Below are 22,976 nucleotides of genomic sequence, written 5' to 3'. Positions count from 1 at the left end.
TCTCCTTCGCTCAAATAACTTCTATAGTTGCCTTAACTCCATTAAGCTTCTTCTCGAATCACTTTCTCAACATCTTCCTTAGACTCCATAACGATATCAGCTATTTTATCTATACTTTCGCCTCTATGGTGCATATTTAGAATTATGGCGGTTGCTTTCTTAAGCGCCCCCTCTGCTCTGCCTTCCTCTCGACCTTCCAAACGACCTTCCTCTCGGCCTTCATATCTCGCTGTACCCACCGCTGCTTCAAAGTCATCCTGATATTTTTGCGCTAAATCTGCCATCTTTCGTTCCTCCTCTGTCAAATTAACCTCATCCACTTCTGCATACGCCTTGAGTACAATATCCGGCGCATCTTCTAATGGGGCTTCCATCTTGAAGAAACGCCACCAATGCTTGAACCGATCATCTTCACTTATATTATAATTTGTTAAGCTCACAAAGGTCAACTCAATCCCATCATAGGTCTTAATATCCATTAAAGCCTCTCCATTCTCCCTATCTCGATATATAAAGGTCCGAATCCCTTCCTCATCGTCCTTAGGAAACAAAGGAAAATCTAGAATATTAATACTGTACACCTGTTTCAAACTCGAATACCGATTTTCTGGAATAATCTGTTCAGCTTTCCTCCCATAATTCTTGCGATACACACCTCCGGCATAATAATGCACCCGTTCCAGAAAAAACGGATCTCGTTGCACTTGCATTTCGATAGTAACATACCCACCTTTGGAATCTCTTGCCAACAAATCTACCTCGGTAGATTCTGGCCGGCCTTTCGCCTGATAAGCTTCAATTGTATAAGGATTGGTCAAGGTGATTTCTGTGAATTCTCGCCCTAAGATTGCTTCAATTAGAGCTTTCGTCACATCCTCCTGACCACTGGTCGCGAAAGTTTTCTTAAAAAGGAAATCATTCGTTGGTCGATACATTAAACCAACTCCTTCCGTTATTTTATTCAAGAGTCCTTTAAAACTCTCTATAATACATATACTCATTTCACGGCTGATTTCCATGTCATCAATTTTAAATTCAGAGTATTTTAAATAACAATAGCTAAGAATCACTCACCGATCGCTTTATTTGTTATAAAATTGATGGGTCTATGCCAATATTTAACAAAACAAAAAATCCCTTACCCAACATAAAAGTTGCTTAAAGGACTCTCTCCACAAGATTACCATCCGATTCCTAACGTAATTTATGCCATCTGTAAACACTCACTCTGTCCAGTGTACACAAAGCAATGCGGAGCCACCTTGCAGTACTTTCTCAGGGGCACCGACATACCGACTAAAGCTTGCTCTAAGCAAGACCCAACACTGATCCTACTTTATCAAAATTAACTGCAAAAAGAACGAAGGACTTCGCCAAATTCCTTCGCCCATTTCCACCTAATCAATCACTGTAAATTAAAGCACTCGAAGCGCTGATTCTACCTCAGCTTCTGTAAGATTCGTATACCGGGCAATCTCCTCAATACTCAGACCATTTTCGTGCATTGTTGAAACTAATTCGTACCGACCTTCTGCTCGGCCTTTCTTCTCCCCTTCCTCTTTACCTTCAATCCACGCTGTACTCATATCTGCCGCGTAATCATCCTGATATCTTTTCGCTAATTCTGCTATTTCTCGCTCCTCCTCCGTCATATTCATCGGGTTCACTGCCTCATAAGCCTCGCGCACAACCTCCGGTGCATCAGCAAAAGATTCTTCTAGCCGAAAGAAACGCCACCAATGTTTAAATCGTTCATCCTTACTTATACTATAATTCCTCAAACTCACAAAGGTCAAATCTATCCCGTTGTAAGCCTGAATTTTCGACAAGAATTCGCCATTCACCTGATCACGGTAAACAAAAGTTCGAATGCCCCCGCATTCTCCTCAGGAAATAAAGCGCAATCCAGAATATTGATACTATAAATCTGCCTTAAGCTCGAATATCTATTACCCCTATCAAGCATCGTCTGCTCGTCTCCATAATTCTTCCGAAAAGCTTCCCTTGCATAATACTGTACCCGCTCCAGGAAATACCACTTCCGGTGCACTTGCATCTCAATCGTGACATACCGACCAGCAGCGTCTCGTGCCAGCAAATCCACTTCCGTTGTCTCCGGCTTCTCCTTAGCCTTATACTTTTCAATACTATAGGTATTAGCCAATTGAACCTCGTGAAACTCCTGATCTAGGATGGCCTCAATCAAAGCCTTCGTCATATCTTCCTGACCACCCGCAGAGAACGTCTTCTTGAATATGAAATCATTCGTAGGTAGATACACTACATCATCACCTTCTGTATATAATTTGAGAGCCCAAGACAGAAACCCTCTATATACATATACTCAAACCAAGGCCAAATACCATCTCGTCAATTTAAAATCCCAAATATTCCTCAAAACAACCCCATACATAACCCACTACAACATCTCCCTATCACAAAGCTGCCTGAGTCCATGTCAATATTTCACAAACAAAAAAGTCACCTAACCAGCGCATAAACGCCAATTAAGTGACTATAAATAATAGCATGCAACATACTTATTTACGTAAACGTGGCACCACTACGAGTGCAATACCTACAATCACGAGAATAACCGCAGCGATAATCAACCATCTTGAGCCTGATTCACCCGTATGAGGTAACATCCCTGCCCCAGCAACTTCAACACCACGCGCATAGAATAACGCCAAAAGCGTTACAATTGTATTCATTAAGGCCTTCATAAAAATTCCTCCATTTCAAACCTATCCTTATTATAGTGCAATTTAATGCATTAACAAAGACTTATCTACGATTTTTGCGAACATAATTGATAATTAATGCAACCGCCACTAGCAAAACCACAATGCCTAGACCTAGGAAGAAATAATTCTGTGACTCACCTGTTGCCGGCAATAAGCCAATTCCCTTCAATATCGTCGTTCCATACATATATTCGCAACCTCCTATCTTCACTCCCTCATTATACGCCATTTCACGGCAAATGAAAAATAAACTTACGCCTTCTGCCCTTTAATACGCTGACGGTAGTAGCGATCGATGATAAGCGCAAGTGGCGGATTGGCTGATACATTCGTAGAAGTCCCGAAAGAATCCTGCGTCAAATACATCGTTATCAACAGCGATGCCAACACACCTTCACTTTCAATCCCCACCATCGGTAGAATTAGCAAAGCCGCCATCACGGCACCTCCAGGAATCCCCGATCCAGCCACAAGAATTAAGCCCAAAGCACGATAGAAAGGCAACATAGTCGCTGCTGAATAATCCCATCTCATTCATCATCAGAATCCCCATCACACACGTCGATACAGAAATGACCGACCCGCACATATGCATTGTCGCCGTCAAAGGCAAGGCAAACTCTACCACCTCTGGCAAAACGCCGTCTTGCTTAGCACCTTCAATATTCACCGGAATGGAAGTAGCTGAAGACTCCGTGCCAAAGGCCATCAAGTGCGCCGGAATTTGGTTGCGCACCAAATCTACAAAAGACGTCTCGGTTTGCGTTGCCGCTACCCCATAGAGAAAGAGCAAATACGCATAATGTTGCACAATCAATAAGACAAGCAATAAACCGAAGATCCATAAAATATTCGCAATCGCCCCACCATAACTCAAATTCAAGAAATTCCCAAACACATACACCGGCAAAAGAGGCAGAATTGCACGGGCAATGACTAAATCAATCAGTGCTTCAAATTCCTCGAACAACTGCCGCATCACCGTTTGGCGGCCAGAACGTTCCATAGCATAAATCGACAAGCCGATAATAAAAGCCAGCACAATCGCTGATGTAATCGTAAAGAGAGGCGGAATTTCCAAGTTAAAGAGCGGCTCTCATTGCGACATCTCTGCAAAATTTAAGGTATGCTCCTCATTAATCACCTTCAGCAGAATCGTCTGCCCCACCACAAAAGTCATCAAACCGGCCAAAACCAAAGAACCATAAGATAAAGACATTAATACGCCAATCAATTGCCCGGCATTATCCGACAACTTGGTAATCCCTGACACAACAAAAGATACAATCATCAAAGGAATTACAAACTGCAGGAAACTACTAAATAAACTGGACACCGCCACCGGAATACGCAAGAGAACCTCAGGCAGAAAGCCTCCCTTGTCCAATAAGACTCCCCAGAATCATTGCCAATAATAAGCGTGGAACTAAGCCCATCCGCTTTATTCTCTCCATCAAATAACCTCCATCCATCGGTTGATTTCTCTATTACAGCTAATCCTCGTGATTTTATAAACAAATGGAAGCGGATTCTTCCGCCAACTCACTTATAGTCATTGGCTACCATCAAATTCCCAAATCCACACAAAAAGACACCCTCCGAAGAGAGTGCCGTCAAAGCTATTTTATTGAGCAACCGTCACATCTGCTGCAGGCACAATGACCATACCTTCATCAATTTCTTGGCGTGCTTCTTGAACTTCCGTTCGAATTTTTCCAGCTTCAACGCCATAGAGCGGGGCTTCCGCTTCCAAATTTGTCAAATAGGCATCGTAAGAAGCTAATGCTGTAGTGACTTTCGGCTGATTCGTTACTGGGTCAATACCTTTCTGCTCAGATAAACCATTCGTATAAGCTGATTCTTCTGGTGTACCGAAATACTGCACATAATATAAACGTTCTGTGGCCGGATCGTATTGTGTTGCAGCACCCGTCTCAGACCAAGATGGGGCTAACATTTGGTATCGATGACCTTTACTTGAAAGACCACCATCCTCGTACAATGTATTAATATACTCTTCCCCTAAAGCTTGAGCTATACTCGGATCTGCTTCTGCAGCAGTTAATTCAGCTTGCGAAAGGGTCGCAAAGCCTAAGTTCGCAAAAGCCATCGCTGGCCGATCGATGACTGAACCAGTCGAATTATTACTTACTTGACCAGAGAAACGTGCATAACCTGAATCAATTGCATTCTGATTGTCCATGTCATGCTCTAAAACACCTCGAGAAATCAAGTAAGCCACATTCTTCTCAGCCGCTTGTTGCAAGGCGTTATTGACTACCATCGGAGCTAAACCATTATTCCCTCGCAAAATATTTGAATAACGCACAATGTTATCCGCAATTTGTTGTGCCACCGTTTGACTAGGTGCTGGGGTTGGATCTACCGGTGTTGGGGCCACTGGAGTCGGGTCGACTGGTGTTGGGTCCACTGGAGCCGGATCTACTGGCGTTGGATCTACCGGAGTAGGGTCTACTGGCGTTGGATCTACCGGAGCCGGATCTACTGGCGTTGGATCTACCGGAGTAGGGTCTACTGGTGTTGGGTCCACTGGAGCCGGATCTACTGGCGTTGGATCTACTGGCCTTGGATCTACCGGAGTAGGGTCTACTGGCGTTGGATCTACCGGAGTAGGGTCTACTGGCGTTGGATCCACTGGTATTGGGTCAACCGGAGCCGGATCTACTGGCGTTGGATCTACCGGAATCGGGTCTACTGGCGTTGGATCTACCGGAATCGGGTCTACTGGCGTTGGATCTACCGGAATCGGGTCTACTGGCGTTGGATCTACCGGAATCGGGTCTACTGGCGTTGGATCTACCGGAATCGGGTCTACTGGCGTTGGATCTACCGGAATCGGGTCTACTGGTGTTGGGTCTACTGGAGTCGGGTCTGCTGGAGCTGCCTCACTTGGCACCGGCGTTGGTGTGCTTGGCACTTCAGTACTCGGAACCGTCGGTGTAGCAGTACCTGGTGTCACAGAGTTCCCTGCTGAGTTGCCTGTACTAGAAGTAGCAGGAGTTGTTACATTTGCAATGTTTGTCGAAGCTGTTGGTACTTGTGACGCAGTTGATGTTACAGCTGTTTGTGCAACTGGTGCCGGCACTTCAGAGTTTCCAGCTGACACGACTTGGCTCGTCGAAGTAGGACGGCCCACCACGTTAGTAGCAACGCTTGTGTCCGTAGCTGCTTCAGTGTTATCACCATTACCAAGAACTTTGTTCAGAATATCGCCCGGCACAAGTTCAGCATCTTCAGCCAAACCGTTTGCTGTGCTTATTTCTTCAACGGTCAGACTTGCAGCTTCGGCTAAGACTTCCATCGTGTCGCCAACTTGAACCACATAAGCAGGCAAACCCAAGTCCTTTTGGCGCTTAATTTCAGCCTGAACCGCTTCAAGTGCATTCGGTTCAATCGTTACAGGATCCTCGATAGCTGCAAAAGCTTCTTTAGCTTTCTCAACTTCCGCTTGTAAGGCTTCATCTGCTAATATATCTTCCTTATTCGCAAAGCTAGAACCGCCTTCAGCTGTTGTAACAAGGAAAGCTTCAACGTCCTGAGCGAAGTATACAGTTGGTGCCAGTTGAGCTCCTCCAGCTAAGCCGAGTACTGCAACCGCAATCCATGTCCCTTTAACCTTACGCATTACTTTTCTCGAAACAACCTGTCTTGAATTTAAATGTACGTCATTTCTTTTCGGATAAGTTCGCATGATTACCTCCAAATAATAAGTTTTAATATATACATTATAGCATCAATAAAATCAAATGTTTATCAAATTCACTCCGATTATGTGACAATTTGATAACAAAAAAGCCCAGCCGAATGAGCCGACCCCCAAAAGTTAGACCAAAAAATCTAACTTTTGGGGGTATTTTTATGACCAAGTATAGTTTAGAAACGAAACTTCAAATTGTTACTGACTACGAAGCTGGAAAAGGTGGATTTAGGACTTTAGCGAAAAAATATCAAATCGCTCAGTCAATAGTGAAACGATGGATCCATAATTATCAAGATTTCGGCTTAGAAGGACTTCAAGTTAAGTCAACAAGACAGTCTTATCCTTTAGAAACCAAGCTATATGCGATAGAATTGTACTTAACTACAGAGTTAAGCTATCGCGAAGTCGGTGTCCAATTAGGGATCAATAATCCAAGCTTAATCGCAAATTGGATGCGAGCCTTTAAGGAAGACGGTATTGATGGCTTATCTAGACCAATAGGGAGGCCAACTACCATGTCTAATTCACAGAAAAAGAATCCACAAAATCCCAAAAAGACGCCTTTACCGAGTGATCCAGATGCCTTAAAGGAAATCATTAAAGAACAAGAAGAACGCATTCAAATGCTAGATATTGAGAATAAATTTTTAAAGGAATTGAGGAGGTTGCGGGAAGCAGACAAGCGGCAACACGACAACAAGAAGTGATGGCCATCCGTAATCTCCATGAGTCTACAGAGTATTCTTTGACGCTGATACTGAAGACTTTAGATTTTCCTAAGGCAACCTATTATTATCAATTAGAGTGTTTGAATAGACCCAATAAAGACGAAGCATTAAAAGAAGAAATTCTTGATATTCGTCAAGCACATGAAAACTACGGTTATCGCCGTGTTCATGCGGAGTTACGTCGTCGTGGTTATACCGTCAATAAGAAAAAAGTTCAACGATTGATGAAAGAAATGAATCTACAAGTGACCTCATTTACTCGAAAATCACGGAAATACAACTCCTATCAAGGTGATATTGGTGAGAAAGCACCTAACCGCTTAAATCGTAGATTTACAAGTTCTATTCCACACCAAAAAATTGTGACGGATACAACGGAGTTCCATTATTATGAAGCTGATGATTCAGGACAGTATCAATTGAAAAAGTTGTATTTAGATCCCTTTATTGACTTGTTTAATCTGGAAGTCATTAGCTATAAAATCTCAAAACAACCTAATAAGGAAAGTATGATGGAAGCCTTCGAAGAAGCCGTTGAAGCTACAAAAGATTGCCAATTTAGACGAACCTTTCATTCGGACCAAGGCTGGGCTTATCAAATGAACGACTATCAACAATTATTGAAAGATCATCAGATTTTCCAGAGTATGTCCCGAAAGGGAAATTGTTTAGATAATGCGCCGATGGAGAACTTCTTCGGCATCATGAAACAAGAAATGTTTTATGGGAAAGTTTATCGTAGCCGTAGGGAACTGGAACAAGCTATCCACGACTATATTCGTTACTACAATGACGATAGGATTAAAGAGAAATTAGGCTATTTAAGTCCTGTTGAATACAGACAACAACAATTACTTTTAAGTGCCTAAACATGTCGCAAATCACCTAACCTCAATGGTTTCACAAACCATCCAGACTTATCAAGAGCCGCTTCGCTCTTCCTCTTGACAAGCTTGGATGTCTGATGAGATGTTTTGGTTAGGTCAATTAGCAGCTTCTCTGTTCTTGCGAAATCGGTCACCTTGAAGCAACTTAAGTTTTATATCTTTATTGAATCTTTCAGAAACACAAAAAAGAGCTACCCATTATTGGGGTAACTCTTCATAAAATCTAGTCTAACTTTTTGGGGTCACTATACGAAGCTGGACTTTTAAGATTAATTATTTAATTAGTCTTCTTTGCGGAATTTTGGAGCTACTAAGCCTAAACCAGCTAATACTGATAATGCTGCTGCACCAAATACTGCGTAAGAGCTGTTTTCACCAGTTTCTGGTAAAGTAGCTTTCTTGTCGTCAGCTTTCTTTTCACCTGCTACGCGTTTAGGCGTTGAAGTACTGCTGTTAGCACCTGCTACTTTGTTACCTTTTTGATCATTAGCATTTGGATCAGTAGCTGTTTCGTTTTGTTTTCTTAACTCATCTAAAGCTTTTTCAGCTGCTGCTTTAGCGCCTGCTGCTTTATCAGCTTTTTGTTGGATAGCTTCTGCACCTTGAGCACGTAAGTCGTTAAGAACTTTGATTTGATCAGCAGAAACGTTACCCAATTCTTTGTTAACGTCAATGTTCTTACCTAATGAGATTTCAGCTGCTTTGTAAGAAGCTAATTCTGCATTTGCAGAGTGAAGAGCGAATTGGTTTTGGAAGCCAACTAATGCTTGACGAGCTTTTTGTAATGCTGTACGAGCTGCTGATGTTTCAGATTTAGCATTATCCAATGCTACTTTAGCATCTTTAAGAGATTTTTCACCGTATTGGTCATTTTTCTCGAAGTGATACTCAGCGCTACGCAATTCTTGTTGACGTGCTGCTTCAGCATTATTTACTGCTGATGTGTAAGCACTGTTTGCCGCTTGAGCTTCAGAAGCATAGTTTTGTTTAGCTTTTTCTAATGCATCGTTTGCGTTTACTAATGCAGTTTCAGCTTTTTGAACTTCAGCTTTGTAACCATCGATTGTTGCTTGATCTGCTGCAGGAACGTTTTCAGTTCTTGTTACTTCTTGCATTTCTGTTACTGCTGGAACTGCTGGAACTGCTTCTTTAATAACTCGAGTAACTGGAGTTCCGTCTGCGTTAAGTACTGGATTGCCTTGTGCATCTAATACTTGTTCTCTTTCTTCTGGTTGTTCAGGTTGAGCAGGTGTGATGACAACTTCTTCTGTAGTTGTCACTTCACGAGTAGTTACTCCTGAAGCGATGCGTAGATTTTCACGAGCTGTGTCGACTGCAGATTGTGCATCGGTAACCACTTTTTGTGCTTCGTAAACTGCATCGTCTGCCGCTTTGATGCGTGCATCACGTGTGCTAGCTGCATCTTTTTCAGCTTTATCGAATTTGTCTTGGATTTCTTTTTTTACTGAATCGTAGTCACGATTAATGTAACGATCTTCAGTTGCAGTTGTTCCAGCTGCTTTTTGAGCTGCTTCGAAAGTATTTTGAGCTTCTGCTTGTAATTTTTCTTTAGCTGATAAGTTAGCTTCTGCTTCAGTTACATCTTTTTGAGTAGCTTCGATTTTTGGTTGCAAAGCATTTGCTGCCGCAGTTTCAGACGCGTAGTAAGCCATTAATTCAGTAATAGCTGCTGCTGCTTCAGCTTTAGTCATGTTACCTGTGTTAGTGTTTTTAGTGTAAACATTGCCTGAAGGCATTGTGATTGTTTGTGCGTTAGCCACAACTGGTGCTGCTGTAGCGATAGTAGCTGCTGCTAATGATACTGATACTAATTTAACGAATGATTTTTTCATTAATAGTTCCTCCTATAGTATGTTGATTAACATTATTTATAATCCTAAGAGACAAGCTCCAACGATTTGGCTGCTTCCGCTAGATAGACTATAATCTAATTGAAGTCTTTAAGAAAAGCTTTATATTTTCTTAAGTCGCCGTAAACATCTTATCAATTGCATAAACCTAAGTCAAGGCCTTAAACAACTTGATATTGTTATGTAACATTCCTGAAACAATAACCTGTGTTTTGAACTCATTTGGAAATATTTAAGTATTTCCTAAGTTCTACATTCATTATAAACCTCATTTATACAGAATGCAAGGGAAAGTTTAAAGATTCTTAAAGAATTTAAACTTTCCCTTTAAAATTAGATTATTCTGTTGTTTCTTCTGTATTCTCTTCCGTTACGTCTTCTTCAGCAGGAGCTTCTTCCGTTGCGGTAGCTGTGTCTGGTGCATAATAGAATAGTTCTACGTTACCCGTTACGCCATCATAGATACCTTCAATATAACCCATTTCTTCATCAACGAAACTTGTCCATACATAGCGCACTGTATTCTCTAAGGCTAAGTATTCGGTAATGGTTGGATTACCTAAGGCACTTTGTACACTTTCAATAGTTAGTGCTTCTTGGGCTAAAGCTATAAGTTCCTCTAAGTTAATTGGGAATGGTTCATTTAAAGCTGGTGTCCGATGTTCACGCTTAAGTGATAATAATTCACCAGTTTCTTTGTCGGCTTGGACATTAATCATGATGACATTATCTTCTTCAATGGCGTAATATTCTAAGAAGATACTGCTACCAATCGTTTCATCTTTGGAAGCTTCACCTAGCGCTTCACGAATATCATCGACTGTCACTAAACTAGCGGCACCATTTAACTGGTCGCGTAAGAGACCGTAGCCCTCTTCTAATTCCGCAACTGTCTTCAAGTCTTCTGGAGCAACATCAACGTTTGGTGCTAGATTAATGCTCGCTTCTTCCTCAGTTTCTTCAGCTACCTCACCTTCGGCAGGTACTTCCTCGCTTGCTCCATCATCTGCTATCTCTTCAGCAGGCGCTTCACTTCCATCTTCTGCACTTGCTTGACTAGTATCATATGCAGAGACATCGGCGATATGGCTTGCCAGTACGTCTTTAATATCCGTTTCACCTGCATTATATGAAGCAGTGCCCTCAATACTTGCGCGTGTTGGGCCGACCGCAAGCAATGTTAATTTAGCTTGGTCAACATCACTAGGTACGGTTAGAATATCGTATTCTGTTCCTCCACGTTTCTTATGTGTGAGGGATGTGACAGTTGGGTTTAAAGCCAATACGTCTTGCCCAGCGGTGCCTGGTAAGCTCAGGGATTGACTAGCTGCCGCATCCAGTGCTGTGGTAACAATTGGGTTAATATCCACGATAGAAACAGCTGTCAATGTATTCTCACGGTAGAAGAATACCAGGGACGCTTCAGGGTTAGCCTGTTCTGTATCTTCTTCTGTGTAATACTGATACGTTACAACCGTCATACCACTCTTCTCTTCTTCGATAGGTTCTTGATTCGTGAAATCCGCTTCAACCAATTCACGCGGCGAACCTGTTAAGTCGGTTGTTGTCTCATCATTGAAGTCGAATGTTGCTACAACGCCTTGATAGTCTGCCAAAGCTTGGGCTAAAGCTGAGTCAATTGCCGCTGCATCAGCTAAGAACTCTGCCACATCAACGGGTTCCACTGCTTCTTCATCAGTGGCAGTCTCATCTTCATCGCCAGTGATGCGAACCGGCGCACTCCCTGCGGTAGAAGGATTTGTTGCTGTTGGCGGGGTGTAGCTTGGAATGCGTGGTGACTGAGGCGTTGATTGTGGTTCTGGATCTGAATCAGAAGCTGAATTAGAATTTGGGTCCGGTTCAGAATTAGGATCAGGATTTACGTCTGGGCCCTGATCAGAACCTGGTTTGGTACCTGAGTTTGGGTCAGTGTTGGCATTTGGAACGGTTTTAGGATCTGGCTCCGGATTCGTGTTAGGGTTTGGGTCTGGGTCTGGGTTTTGATTTGGGTCCGCCGCTGGGTCGGGTTCAGATTGTACGACTGGTGGATTAGGCTCCCCCTCTGCCGCACCCACAACTGGCGCTACAAAAGACAGTATCACGTTGGCGCTTAGCGCTAAGAGAACGATGCTTTTTAAAGTTTTCTTCAATTGAATCACGCTCCTATATTTTCTACTATTCATTATATGCGATTGACAATATAAAGCAAAGATTTACACATTTAAATTTCGTTATGTCTCCCCCACCAAGGAATGTAAGACATGAGGAGAATCGCAGCGACGAGAATCCAACTGACAATAACCCATGGGACATGGACAAATTCACTAGCCGCGAAAACATAGACAAGCGCATAGACCGCTGTTTGCAAGCCGATAATAATCGTCATCGTCATGCGGAAAGTTTCAACTTGCGACCCGGCTCGATTCGGGTAGATTTTCTGGATGGGATGTCTTTGATAGTGCTTCATCAAAGGCATTAGCTGTACCAAAGTCAAGATATAGCCAAGCACTCCTAGCAATACCGCAAATATTGGCGACGGCGCAAAGACAAGCATCACCGCTACAAAAATCATTACCCGCAGCCAAATGCCCGCATACGCATCATTGCGGAACAGCACCCGCATATAGAGATAGCCGTAGCGACTTTGATTGAGGGTCCCCATCTGCTTTAAAAACCAGTCCAAATACTGACGTCTCGAGACCGTCACCTTCTGATCAGGAACATCCGCAAAGATGGACACCAATCGGTAGAACTTAGCTTCACGCAAGGTTTCTTGGTGGACAACGTAATCGAATTGAATCCAGCGCTTTCTGCGTTGACTCATAGCCCACAGAATATAGCCAAGCCCGAGAATCGCTGCCGAAGCCATGAGACCAATATGATACCCTGGGGGCAAGACGAGAGTACCTAAGAGAAGTAGGGTGTAAAGACTCGTATGGGCAATTTGTGGCAAGGGGCTACCCTTGCGCCCAAAGCCCAGGTCATAAATATTGAGATACAATAGTAGGAAACTGATTAATTTCATCAGCAGGCCTAACGTAATAAAGAACCAGATTTGCCCACCTTGCCAAGCACTCACGTAACTAATAAAAGGGTAGACAATCAACTGCCCCACCCCGAAGCAAATCGCCGGGATGATTAAGCCTAAGAGAGTACCCTTCAGCCAATATGGCGTCCACTCCTCACCGCGGGCAAAGAGGTAACTTTTGTCTGGGTCTTTGGTATACCACAAAGGTTGACCTAGATTAAAGCAGAAAGCCAGCCACACCAAGCTGATTATGATAATCGGTATGCGTACTTCTGCCGGATTACTCGCTTGTACCCGAATTAAAATATTCTGGTAGAAGGTAATCCCAAAGGCGAAGAGGACGAAGAGAATAATGGAGAAATGGTCATTTAAGATCAAACGACCGTATTTACCAATTTCTTGAAGGTGCTTGTGGAAGCGAAAGCGGAACAGTTCATCTAAGCTCTTCGGCATACTTTGGCGCTGTTTCGGTGGACGACGGCGATTCTTCGCATCAATGGCCACCCCGGCGGATGCTTGCTTAGCCATGGCCTTCACCTGCCGTCATCTGCACATACAACTCGTCCAAACTTGCCTGAGGCGAGCCCATTTGCTTGCGAATTTCTTCTAAATCTCCTTTGGCAACTAACTCCCCATGTTGCAAGAAAAGGTAGCGATCGCAGAGATCACGGGCAATCGACAACATATGGGTCGTAAACAGAACAGCCGTGCCTTGGTCGGCCCGCTCCTTCAAGAGGTCCGTGAAATCCCGGATGGCCAAAGGATCTAAACCTAAGAAAGGTTCATCAATAATCAACACCCGAGCATCCGTGACTAAAGCACAAATGACCATCACTTTCTGCTTCATGCCTTTGGAGAAGTGGGTTGGGAACCAATTCAAATTCTGGTCGAGGCGGAACATCTTCAACAGCGGCTCTGCTCGCTCCATCACCGTTTCGATAGGAATATCATAGCCTAAGGCGGTCATTTCCAGATGTTCTTGCAGCGTTAGTTCATCGTAGAGGATTGGTGTCTCTGGAATATAAGCTACTTGCTTGGCGTAGAGGGTATGGTTATCTTCAATCGTCTGGCCTGCAATCTCAACGCGGCCTTCTTGCGGGATCAATAAACCTAGAATCGTCTTTAAAAGCGTCGATTTCCCCGCTCCATTCAAGCCGACCAAGCCCACCACCTCGCCGAATTGGATGGTAAAATTAATATCTTTCAATACAGGGACTTGACGGTAGCCACTGTACAGATTGCTTACATTTAAACTCATCGCAAACTCCTTCTGTTACTCCTATGAGTGAATTGTATTCTATGTCTATCATACACTATATTTTAAGATAATATTGTGAATTTAGTAAGAACTTGTTTGTGATTCCCCGTGAAAACGTTGACAGCACCAACGTAGAATCGCCTTTATGGGACTTATCTTTATTTGGCCGGAGAGATGAAATGAGACAGTCTCCTTCCCTTCAATCTTTGTAAAGCAAAAACCCCGAGAAGCAGTTGTCCCTCGGAGTTTTGAAAAGGCCATGAGCCTTCAAATAGATGAGATTCTTTCAAATTAGTTAGCACCATCGGCTGATTCACCTTCAGATGATTCTTCAGGTGTACTCGCTTCAGGATTAGATTCGCCTTCAGAGGTTGATGCATCCGTTGATTCAGACGACGCGTCTTCACATTCAGACGTTGATTCAGAAGTTGATTCAGAAGTCGCTTCCGATTCAACCGCAGGAGCCGTTTCAGTAACTACAGGCGCTGTTTCTTCTACAGGCGCTTCTTCAATTACGTCACCTTCAGCCTTTACAACTTCACCGGTTACCGCATCAATAGTGATGCTGGCCTTACGTGCATCGTCATTATCACGTTCTTCAACAACTTCTACTAACCAAGTTGGGTTGGTATGTTCTGCATCATCACGACTTAAGGTATAATCTGTAGCAAAGCCATAACCCGCTTTAGCAAGGGCAGCTGCAGTCACTTCGTCAAAGTCAACAAATCCAGTCGTCTCAAAGCCTTTGCTGTCTATAAGAACACCATCAGCATCTGCTTCAGTTAACTCTGTAGTCTCGTCAGTAACTACTTCACCTGTTTCGCTATTGTAGGTAACATCATATTGGTTGGCAAGATCGGCACCAGAAACTTTGATGTCATAAACCACTTCAACCCCAGCAACAACGGTTGTAGCTGCCGCTGCATCATCTACAGAAGCTTCGCTTGTTGCAGCTTCGTCAGTTGTCTCAGCATCTACCGGATCTTCAGTTCCTTGTGTATGATCGGGTTGATTGTCTGGAGTTTCTTCACTGGTTGACTCAGATTCCGAAGTTGTTGACTCATCTGAGTCCGCCTCAGCGTCTGAAGCACTCTCGTCAGAAGCTTCACTGCTTGCATCTACATCAGAAGCTACAGCTACCGTATCGGTCACAGCTGCTGCTGCGCGTACTTCTGATTCTGTAATGTTTACACCTGTTAAGGTTGCATCTGGGTATTTCGCTTGGAAATCAGCCAAAGCTGCTTCTAAGGCTTTTTGTAAAGCGCTTGGTTCAACTTCGGCTTCTTCGGTTGCTGCTTCTTCAGGAGCAACTACTGCTTCACTCGCGCTTTCAGCGGCACTATCTTCTGAACTTTCTTCAGAAGTAGATTCAGATGTCTCTTCACTTGATATAGATTCAGCCGAAGACTCTACTGAACTTGATTCACTTGCTAAGGCAATGGTATTTACAGAAGCTGCCCCTAGGGTTGCTGCACTAACGCCTAATAATACTAATTTTTGTAAAGATTTTCTCATATATTATCTCTCCTTTTCCTACTATAAGTTATCACATTTGACTGTCACAACACAATCGGTCAACACTTAAAGTTTAGCACAACCGCTAGGGAACTACCATTAATATGGCTTGGTGGTCAATTTAGTGATGGTAGATTGACCGCCGACCCCTCCCTTTAACTTTCGGCAAATTCTAGCAATTAGCTTCCAATCATTCCCAAGAGAATTCTAGCGCCAATAGCAACTCCTTGCAAGGTGGCTCGATTGGCACTCAAAGCTAATCTTAGGATGTGTCCGGTCGAAACTAAGTGTCCATCAGAATAAGGAAAAACCACGGCGCGGGCCGTGGCTGTATGTACTCTCGCCTCTTATTAATCAAGTAAGCCAAAGTGCTGAAAGGCTTGATATAATCCGTCTTCGTCTACCGGGCTGGTAATATAGTCGGCCATGGCTTTAATTTCCGGACCGCCGTTACCCATGGCAATCCCCACTGCGGAATACTCCAGCATCGGGATATCAACCTTGGCGTCGCCAAAGGCCATGGTATCAGCTTGGGCAATACCTAGTAGATTAATCAGCTTATCAATGGCGACTGCCTTATCAATATTCGGCAAGGCCATATCGCCAAAGAGCGCTGTTTCACCGTGACCGCCCCAAGTGCCGACTTTATAGGCACTGAAGTGTTCCCGGGCGGCTTCAAAGTCAGCGTAGCTATCTAAGATAAAGCTAATTTTATTCACATCATCCCGGTAGCCTTCATCAGCCCGGTCTAATAATAAGTCCGGCATGGCATCGGTTACTTCAAAGTGCGCTGGAATCTCCTGCCCTTTCCGGCCAATATATTCCATCATCACCGGCTTGCCACGCTCGGCGAAGTTCTCACTGGCGAAAAGTCCCGTATTGGCTTCCACATAGTATTCTAAGCCACGATTCTTGAGCCAGTCGATGATCGAGGTCGCTTCTTCTAAGCTTAGGGTTTGGTGGAAGAGTTCCTCGCCATCCGCTTCGACGTAAGAGCCATTGCCACCGATGTAGCCATCAAAGCCAATGGTCATCAACTCGTCGTAGGATTCAGACTTACTACGTCCGGTGACAAGAAATATTCGGTGGCCATTTGCGCGCGCTTGGGTAATCGCTTCAATGGCGGATTCCGGCACACGATTATGGTAGTCGACGAGGGTGCCGTCAACGTCTAGAAAGATTGTTTTTGCCATGGTGTCTCCTTTACTTGGGTGCTTTTAAGCTGGCACCGTTTGTTGCGATAACGTCTTTATACCAACCGAAGGATTGCTTCTTGTAGCGTTCCAGGGAGCCACTGCCATCGTCATTGCGGTCCACATAAATGAAGCCGTAACGTTTAGACATTTGGGCCGTTGAAGCACTCACCAGATCGATACAACCCCATGAGGTGTATCCCATTAACTCGACCCCATCAGCAATCGCTTCCCCTACTTGGTATAAGTGGTCATTCATATAGTCAATACGGTACTGATCCATAACGGTAAGGTTACCGTTCTCGTCTTCGACAAGTTCGTCTTTGGCACCCAAACCATTCTCCACAATGAAGAGTGGTTTCTGGTATCGATTCCAGAAGTCATTGAGGACGATACGCAAGCCAATCGGGTCAATTTGCCAGCCCCATTCGGAAGCGTCCAGATGCGGATTGATTAAGCCGCCCATAATATTCCCTTCACCGCTTGAATAACCCTCTGGATTATGCGCTTGGGTCGTACTCATATAGTAGCTAAAGGAAATAAAGTCTACCGTATGCTCCTTCATCAACTCCAGTTCCCCGTCTGCAATAGCCAACTCAATCCCATGCTCACGCATATAACGCTTAGCATAACCTGGGTATTCCCCGCGCACATGAATATCCGAGAAGAGGTAGTTCTCGTTCTCGAAATGTCTAGCTGCTAGTACGTCCTTTGGATTCGGCGTCATCGGATATGCTGGCATAGCAAGAACCATACAGCCAATTTGGAAATCTGGATTAATTTCCTTGCCTATCTTGGTAGCCAGGGCTGAGGCAACAAGTTCATGATGCACCGCCTGCCACAAATCTTGCTGGCTCAATTCCTCCTTCGGTGTGTTAATACCTCCACTCATCAGCGGCGCATTGAAGATGGAATTAATTTCATTGAAGGTTAACCAATACTTCACCTTATCCTTATAACGCTCGAATACAGTGCGAGAATACCGACCATAAAACTCAATCAATTGATGATTCGTCCAACCATCATACGCCTCCGCCAAATGCAAAGGCGTCTCATAATGTGACAAAGTAACCAGCGGTTCGATACCATATTTCAAGAGCTCATCGAATAAGTCATCGTAGAACTGCAAGCCCGCCTCATTCGGCTCCGTCTCATCCCCTTTCGGGAAAATCCGGCTCCATGCAATTGAAGTCCGATAAACCTTAAAGCCCATCTCCGCAAATAACTTCACGTCGTCTTTATAACGATGGTAGAAATCAATCCCTTTCAGCTTCAAGTTATCTTCCGTCGGCTCCTCCGTCCGAGGTGTCATAATACCATTGGGCATCACATCTTGTACCGAGAGACCCTTGCCGTCCTCATTGTACGCCCCTTCATACTGATTAGCCGCCGTCGCCCCGCCCCACAAGAAATTCTCCGGAAACACAATCATCTTCTCAATCCTCTCTATCTTTTACTTACTCTAGTTTATCAAAAAATTACATTCTTTCTAGCACTAGCCTGGCGATTGTAGCCGACGACACAAGAAAGACTTTCTGGCGGAGGTGTATTGTGTGAGGGCGACACAATCGGGTATACTATTTGTGTGAGGAGGGATAAGATGTTACTTATTGAACAATTACAGGCCGAGACCTTTCCGCCAGGTGAACAGCTCTTAGTCGACTACATTCTGGAACATACAGAGGATATTCATCAACTCTCTGCCAGCGCCTTGGCCCAGCTGACCCATACGAACCCAACGAGCTTGGTTCGCATCGCTAAGAAATTAGGTTACGTCGGCTGGAGCGATCTGAAGGAAGCCTTGCGTGAAGAGTGGCTTTATTTAAATAGCCACTTTACTGCCGTAGACGCCAACCAGCCCTTTACTGCAACAGATTCCCCGCTCCGCATCGCCAGCAAAATTGCTAGCTTAGAGCAGAATACCATCCAAGATACCTTGTCCTTATTAGAACCAAGCGACTTAGCCCAGGCCCAGCATTTCCTAACCGAAGCACAAGAGATTATCGTCTTTGCCGGCCATTCCAACGGCATGGTCGCCCGTGAGTTCGTCTCGCGCATGCGACGCATTGGCTTCAAGATTATTCTAACCGATATTTACGACTACAGCTACTATGAAGCCTACCATAGCAACCCGGATACCTGCGCAATCATCATTTCCTACTCTGGCGAGAATCTGCATTTCGTCGAGTGCCTAGACATCTTGAAGCAGAACGGGGCAAAGACCATTAGCCTAACAAGCATCGGCGCCAACAGCATCTCCACCCGAGCAGACTGCTCCTTGAAAATTACTACACGGGAGAAATTGTATTCCAAGATTGCGAACTTCACATCCTCCACTTCAATTATCTATTTATTGAATGTGCTGTATGCCTTAGCCTTCACCGTCCGATACGAAACGAACTTGGCCCACATTCAAAGAACTGGCCGCCGCTTTGACCAACGCGTCTCCACTGTCCGGCTCATTCAAGAAGATGAATAAGGCGCTATGTACAATTGTCTGATTCAAAGCGGAAGCATAGCCTTTATGGACATCTCCCCACAAAAAAGGTCCTTAAAAAAGCATCATCACAAGTCTGAAAAATGCGATGATGCGTTTCTTGTGCCTTAACCTCGAGTGAGGCGGGTAATAATATCTTTGTGTTCGGGGTAGGCTGCAAGTAGGTCTGCCCGCTGGAAGAGTTTGAAGTCTTCGTATTCAAAACCAGGTGAACACATGCAGCCAACAAGGCCGTAACCTGTTTCAACAGTGGAGCCAAAGATGTGACCTTTAGGAACGCAATGTTGTAGGACTTGGCCTGCTTGAATATCTGGCCCGAGGTGTGTCTGTAAATATTGGCCGTCCGGGGTAATTTCATGGACGGTAACAGCTTGGCCTGCATGATAATACCAAACTTCGTCTACACTGAGGCGGTGGAAGTGCGAAGGATTGTCTTCTAATAAAAGGAAGAGAATACTCGTATATTGGGCTTGGCCCTCCCCAGTCACAGCTTTGTATAATTGCTTATAGTAGCCCCCTTCAACGTGAGGCTCCAAGCCGAGTCCTGCGACCCATTGTTGAATATCTTGGTTCATTATGCCACTCCTTTATTCATCCTTATTAGTATTTAGCTTAAATTCACCAAAAGCGAAAAGCCGGCGGGCTCATCCGAGTCCACCAGCTATGCCAGAGATACGACCATAATTGTTCAAATATGTTCTCTAGATAACGCTCTAGTAGCGAGATACTGCGATGTTACGCATATGGATCACCTTAACCTTTCTTTATGAATAAGTTTTCGGTCAAAATCAATCCACTCACCCTCCTCTAGCGAGATCATCGGGACACTTGAGAGAACCCTAAAAGAACACCTAACGATGGTTCGTTACGCGTTTATTCACTGGCTTGTCATTCTGCCTAAACAGAATCGCCTAAAGGGGGATAATTGCGATGGGCAGGAAATCACACTAAACTGTGTACTGGCAGTGCGTATCCACTTTTGATCTCGATTGTTCATATCTTTCACCTCGCGCTATCCTCTAGCCATCGACATATTATCTACGTTCATTATAGCAAATGATTTTCATTTAGAAAACCATAATGATATACTGAACATATCATAGTGAAAATTATATGCATGCAAATTCGCACTGTCGCAAGCTTTATGGTATAATATGTTGCAAAAAGAGGAGACAATGTCATGAAAAGAGCGTTGATTCATGTTGACTATTCCAATGATTTCGTTGCGGATGACGGAGTTCTAACAGCCGGCCAGCCTGCCCAGGAGATTCTACCGAACGTTATGCGCTTGACAAAGGAGTTCTATGAGCAAGGTGAGGACATCTTTATCACAATGGATACACACATTGCAGGCGACCCTTATCACCCCGAAACGAAGTTGTATCCACCCCACAATATTGCAGGCACTTGGGGACATGAACTGTACGGCGAGATGCAGATCTATTACGATGAAATTAAAGACAGTGACCACGTTCACTACATTCAAAAGACGCGCTACTCGGCCTTTGCCGGAACCGATTTGGACATTCGCCTACGCGAGCGCAAGGTTGACACGGTAGTCATTCTCGGTGTGGCAACCGACATTTGTGTCTTACATACAGCGATGGATGCTTATAATTTAGGCTATCAAATAGTGGTGTACGAAGATACGGTAGCTTCTTTTAATCCAGATGGCCATACCTTTGCCTTGAACCATATTAAGAGCTCCCTTGGGGGCGACGTTATTTAATTGCAGGATTCTTAAAGCATCTTCGGATGCTTTTTTATATTTAATCTAACTGATGTTTTGCTAATTAACAAGTAATACCCATTATACTGCGTGGTGACCACTCTGTCGCTTCCTTACAATGAGTTTTAAATGTGAGGGGGTGTGCGTAGATGGATCGCATTGATCGAATTGAACAGCAGAGACAAGCTATCGGAATGTCATTGGAAGACTTATCGCTTAGATCAGGTCTGGCTTATAATACGGTGCGCGATGCTTTAAGGCATATTAGCAATCCGACCCAAGATACCTTGGACCGAATGGAAATCATCCTGGGGATTGACGTCACCTTTCCTGAAGATACACCTGCAAATGTTCACATTCAAGAAACAGCTGCCCGCACCAAGTCGCAAGAGGCCTCCCTTTTTGACATTGCTAGGCAAGTCAGTGCCAATTATGCTAAGGCTTTGGATAATTACTTGAAAGCCTTGCATCCCGCATTGACGTATAAGCAATATCTGATTCTTAACTATGTCCAAGCCCATCCGGAAGGGCAAATTACGCTCACCCGAATTTCCGATGAGCTGGGCTTGACCTATGCAATCGTGCGCAAAGCTGTAGAAAGCTTGCAAGAAGAAACTTACATCCATCGCTATAACCGCGGCTTTAACACCCACTCCAAAGGCTACTACTACCAACTCACACCCAAAGGCAAGCGCGTCCACCAAGCGATCCAGCGCGACCTCACCGAATATCACCAACTCTTACAGAAAGCAACTGGACTCGCGGAACTCGACACCATTACCCCTAACCTAATCGAGCGTATCGTCCCGACCATGGACCGCTTTATCGCCAATCGCAAAAGCAAGCCGTAAGCCACAGCCCGCCCTGTGGCTTATTTACATTGAAAGGTGACAAGAAGCGGTGCCCTCTGTAAAGCTCTAATATTACCTTCCAGCTTGAAACACTCCCAGGAAAGTCTAGGCTGGCTATCTGCTTTACACTTGCTATGGACGTGATATTTCAATCGTGCCCTTATTGGTCAGTGGCACTGCTTCTACCTGACTTCGCCGAAAGCAAGCAGAGCTCTTGTGCTAAAGAATGACACTTCCCTGCTGACTATCAAATTTCACAAGGGACACATGCCTTAGACTTCCCAGAGTTCTTGAAAAACTAACAGCGCCTTAGACAGACATCACACAATATGTCTCTCAAGGCGCTGTTGATATTTATAAATCAAGCCAGTGATATAAGCCGAAGAGGTAGCCGTAATATTTGTAGATTTCCTCTTGGGCCAGGGCGCGGTTACTGGTGTTCTCCTGGTAGGGCTGGATTTCGTCGTCGACTACCGGGTAAGCAGAGACGTAAGTTAAGTCAAAGCCATAATTATGATTGACGCGTTCGTAAATCATGCGGGTACGGCGACTATGGTAGTCGCTCGTGACAATTAGGGCGGAGTCATAGCCATAGGTCGCCATTAAGTCCAAGGTGTAAAGAGCATTGGTCCAGGTGCTGGTTGCTTGATTCTCTTGGATGATGGCCGAATTAGGGACGCCGGCAAGTTCATAGTACCACGTAAAGTCAAAGCCAGGCCCGGCCAACGGGGAGACGATGACCTGCCCACTCCTCGAATAACCTTGCTTATAGAGGGCACCAGCTGTGGGCGCACGTTCAGGGCCGCCTTCAGGGACAATGATAACATCGGCCACAACCGGCAGCTCACCGACATCTAAATGCTGATAAATCCAACTCGCATGCAAACCAATGGCTACAGCCACAAGCGCGATGAGCTTGAACAGTTTCTTCATCCCAACCCTCTCTTTCCA

The 22,976-nt window shown here is 44.5% G+C and carries 19 protein-coding genes and 2 pseudogenes; 4 read left to right on the top strand and 17 right to left on the bottom strand.

Annotated features, from left to right (window positions below; genetic code table 11):
- Window positions 1–41 precede the first annotated feature (41 nt).
- The 8 genes and pseudogenes from CL176_RS01070 to CL176_RS01030 form a co-directional block, all read right to left on the bottom strand.
- Window positions 42–935 (bottom strand): Rpn family recombination-promoting nuclease/putative transposase, encoded by an 894-nt coding sequence (locus CL176_RS01070; protein ID WP_118989655.1) that lies wholly within the window; start codon window positions 933–935, stop codon window positions 42–44.
- Between the two features lie 480 nt (window positions 936–1,415).
- Window positions 1,416–1,829, bottom strand: a complete 414-nt coding sequence (locus CL176_RS01065) for a hypothetical protein (RefSeq protein WP_162890753.1) — start codon at window positions 1,827–1,829, stop codon at window positions 1,416–1,418.
- Between the two features lie 11 nt (window positions 1,830–1,840).
- Window positions 1,841–2,281 carry a PD-(D/E)XK nuclease family transposase gene (locus CL176_RS01060; protein ID WP_162890752.1) on the bottom strand — a complete coding sequence of 147 codons (441 nt, stop codon included), beginning with the start codon at window positions 2,279–2,281 and terminating at the stop codon, window positions 1,841–1,843.
- Between the two features lie 259 nt (window positions 2,282–2,540).
- Complete coding sequence (locus CL176_RS01055; protein WP_118989652.1) at window positions 2,541–2,726, bottom strand: LPXTG cell wall anchor domain-containing protein; 186 nt, start codon at window positions 2,724–2,726, stop codon at window positions 2,541–2,543.
- 61 nt (window positions 2,727–2,787) lie between these two features.
- The gene (locus tag CL176_RS01050; RefSeq protein ID WP_162890751.1) at window positions 2,788–2,934 is read right to left on the bottom strand and encodes an LPXTG cell wall anchor domain-containing protein; all 147 of its coding nucleotides are present in this window, start codon (window positions 2,932–2,934) and stop codon (window positions 2,788–2,790) included.
- 65 nt (window positions 2,935–2,999) lie between these two features.
- Window positions 3,000–3,254 carry a cation:dicarboxylate symporter family transporter gene (locus tag CL176_RS12790; RefSeq protein WP_118989650.1) on the bottom strand — a complete coding sequence of 85 codons (255 nt, stop codon included), beginning with the start codon at window positions 3,252–3,254 and terminating at the stop codon, window positions 3,000–3,002.
- A pseudogene (locus CL176_RS12540) lies at window positions 3,148–4,134 on the bottom strand (cation:dicarboxylate symporter family transporter). The gene CL176_RS12790 and the pseudogene CL176_RS12540 overlap by 107 nt, the downstream one beginning before the upstream one ends.
- A 237-nt stretch (window positions 4,135–4,371) precedes the next feature.
- Window positions 4,372–6,459: a CAP domain-containing protein gene (locus CL176_RS01030; protein WP_118989647.1), complete on the bottom strand. Its 2,088-nt coding sequence runs from the start codon at window positions 6,457–6,459 to the stop codon at window positions 4,372–4,374.
- Window positions 6,460–6,626: 167 nt separating this feature from the next.
- On the opposite strand from CL176_RS01030, the pseudogene CL176_RS01025 reads away from it, so the two are divergent.
- Window positions 6,627–8,065 (top strand): annotated as a pseudogene (locus CL176_RS01025) (IS3 family transposase).
- A 299-nt stretch (window positions 8,066–8,364) separates the two neighbouring features.
- On the opposite strand, the gene CL176_RS12535 reads toward CL176_RS01025, so the two are convergent.
- The 7 genes from CL176_RS12535 to CL176_RS00990 all read right to left on the bottom strand — a co-directional run bounded on the left by CL176_RS12535 (window position 8,365) and on the right by CL176_RS00990 (window position 18,380).
- Complete coding sequence (locus CL176_RS12535; RefSeq protein ID WP_240430565.1) at window positions 8,365–9,936, bottom strand: LPXTG cell wall anchor domain-containing protein; 1,572 nt, start codon at window positions 9,934–9,936, stop codon at window positions 8,365–8,367.
- 356 nt (window positions 9,937–10,292) lie between these two features.
- Complete coding sequence (locus tag CL176_RS01015) at window positions 10,293–12,104, bottom strand: hypothetical protein (protein ID WP_118989646.1); 1,812 nt, start codon at window positions 12,102–12,104, stop codon at window positions 10,293–10,295.
- A 71-nt stretch (window positions 12,105–12,175) separates the two neighbouring features.
- A complete protein-coding gene (locus tag CL176_RS01010) occupies window positions 12,176–13,510 on the bottom strand; it encodes an ABC transporter permease (RefSeq protein WP_118989645.1) in 1,335 nt (444 codons plus the stop codon).
- Complete coding sequence (locus CL176_RS01005) at window positions 13,503–14,240, bottom strand: ABC transporter ATP-binding protein (protein WP_118989644.1); 738 nt, start codon at window positions 14,238–14,240, stop codon at window positions 13,503–13,505. The genes CL176_RS01010 and CL176_RS01005 overlap by 8 nt, the downstream gene beginning before the upstream one ends.
- Before the next feature lie 291 nt (window positions 14,241–14,531).
- A complete protein-coding gene (locus CL176_RS01000) occupies window positions 14,532–15,755 on the bottom strand; it encodes a hypothetical protein (protein WP_118989643.1) in 1,224 nt (407 codons plus the stop codon).
- Between the two features lie 350 nt (window positions 15,756–16,105).
- Entirely contained in the window at window positions 16,106–16,948 is an 843-nt protein-coding gene (locus CL176_RS00995) for a Cof-type HAD-IIB family hydrolase (RefSeq protein ID WP_118989642.1), read from the bottom strand.
- Between the two features lie 10 nt (window positions 16,949–16,958).
- Window positions 16,959–18,380: a glycoside hydrolase family 1 protein gene (locus CL176_RS00990; protein WP_118989641.1), complete on the bottom strand. Its 1,422-nt coding sequence runs from the start codon at window positions 18,378–18,380 to the stop codon at window positions 16,959–16,961.
- Window positions 18,381–18,548: 168 nt separating this feature from the next.
- Between CL176_RS00990 and CL176_RS00985 the strand changes: the two genes are divergently transcribed.
- The gene (locus tag CL176_RS00985; RefSeq protein ID WP_118989640.1) at window positions 18,549–19,427 is read left to right on the top strand and encodes a MurR/RpiR family transcriptional regulator; all 879 of its coding nucleotides are present in this window, start codon (window positions 18,549–18,551) and stop codon (window positions 19,425–19,427) included.
- Window positions 19,428–19,552: 125 nt separating this feature from the next.
- Here CL176_RS00985 and CL176_RS00980 read toward each other — a convergent pair whose 3' ends face one another.
- The gene (locus CL176_RS00980) at window positions 19,553–20,020 is read right to left on the bottom strand and encodes a cupin domain-containing protein (protein WP_118989639.1); all 468 of its coding nucleotides are present in this window, start codon (window positions 20,018–20,020) and stop codon (window positions 19,553–19,555) included.
- A 605-nt stretch (window positions 20,021–20,625) separates the two neighbouring features.
- Between CL176_RS00980 and CL176_RS00975 the strand changes: the two genes are divergently transcribed.
- Both CL176_RS00975 and CL176_RS00970 read left to right on the top strand, forming a co-directional pair.
- Window positions 20,626–21,174: a cysteine hydrolase family protein gene (locus CL176_RS00975; protein WP_118989638.1), complete on the top strand. Its 549-nt coding sequence runs from the start codon at window positions 20,626–20,628 to the stop codon at window positions 21,172–21,174.
- A 149-nt stretch (window positions 21,175–21,323) separates the two neighbouring features.
- Complete coding sequence (locus CL176_RS00970; protein ID WP_118989637.1) at window positions 21,324–22,025, top strand: helix-turn-helix domain-containing protein; 702 nt, start codon at window positions 21,324–21,326, stop codon at window positions 22,023–22,025.
- A gap of 354 nt (window positions 22,026–22,379) precedes the next feature.
- On the opposite strand, the gene CL176_RS00965 is transcribed toward CL176_RS00970, so the two are convergent.
- Window positions 22,380–22,958, bottom strand: coding sequence for a YdcF family protein (locus tag CL176_RS00965; RefSeq protein WP_118989636.1), 579 nt, complete (start codon window positions 22,956–22,958; stop codon window positions 22,380–22,382).
- Window positions 22,959–22,976 lie beyond the last annotated feature (18 nt).

The organism is Suicoccus acidiformans (assembly GCF_003546865.1).
GTDB classification, from domain to species: Bacteria; Bacillota; Bacilli; order Lactobacillales; family Aerococcaceae; genus Suicoccus; species Suicoccus acidiformans.
This window is presented reverse-complemented; position numbering and strand designations above follow the sequence as displayed.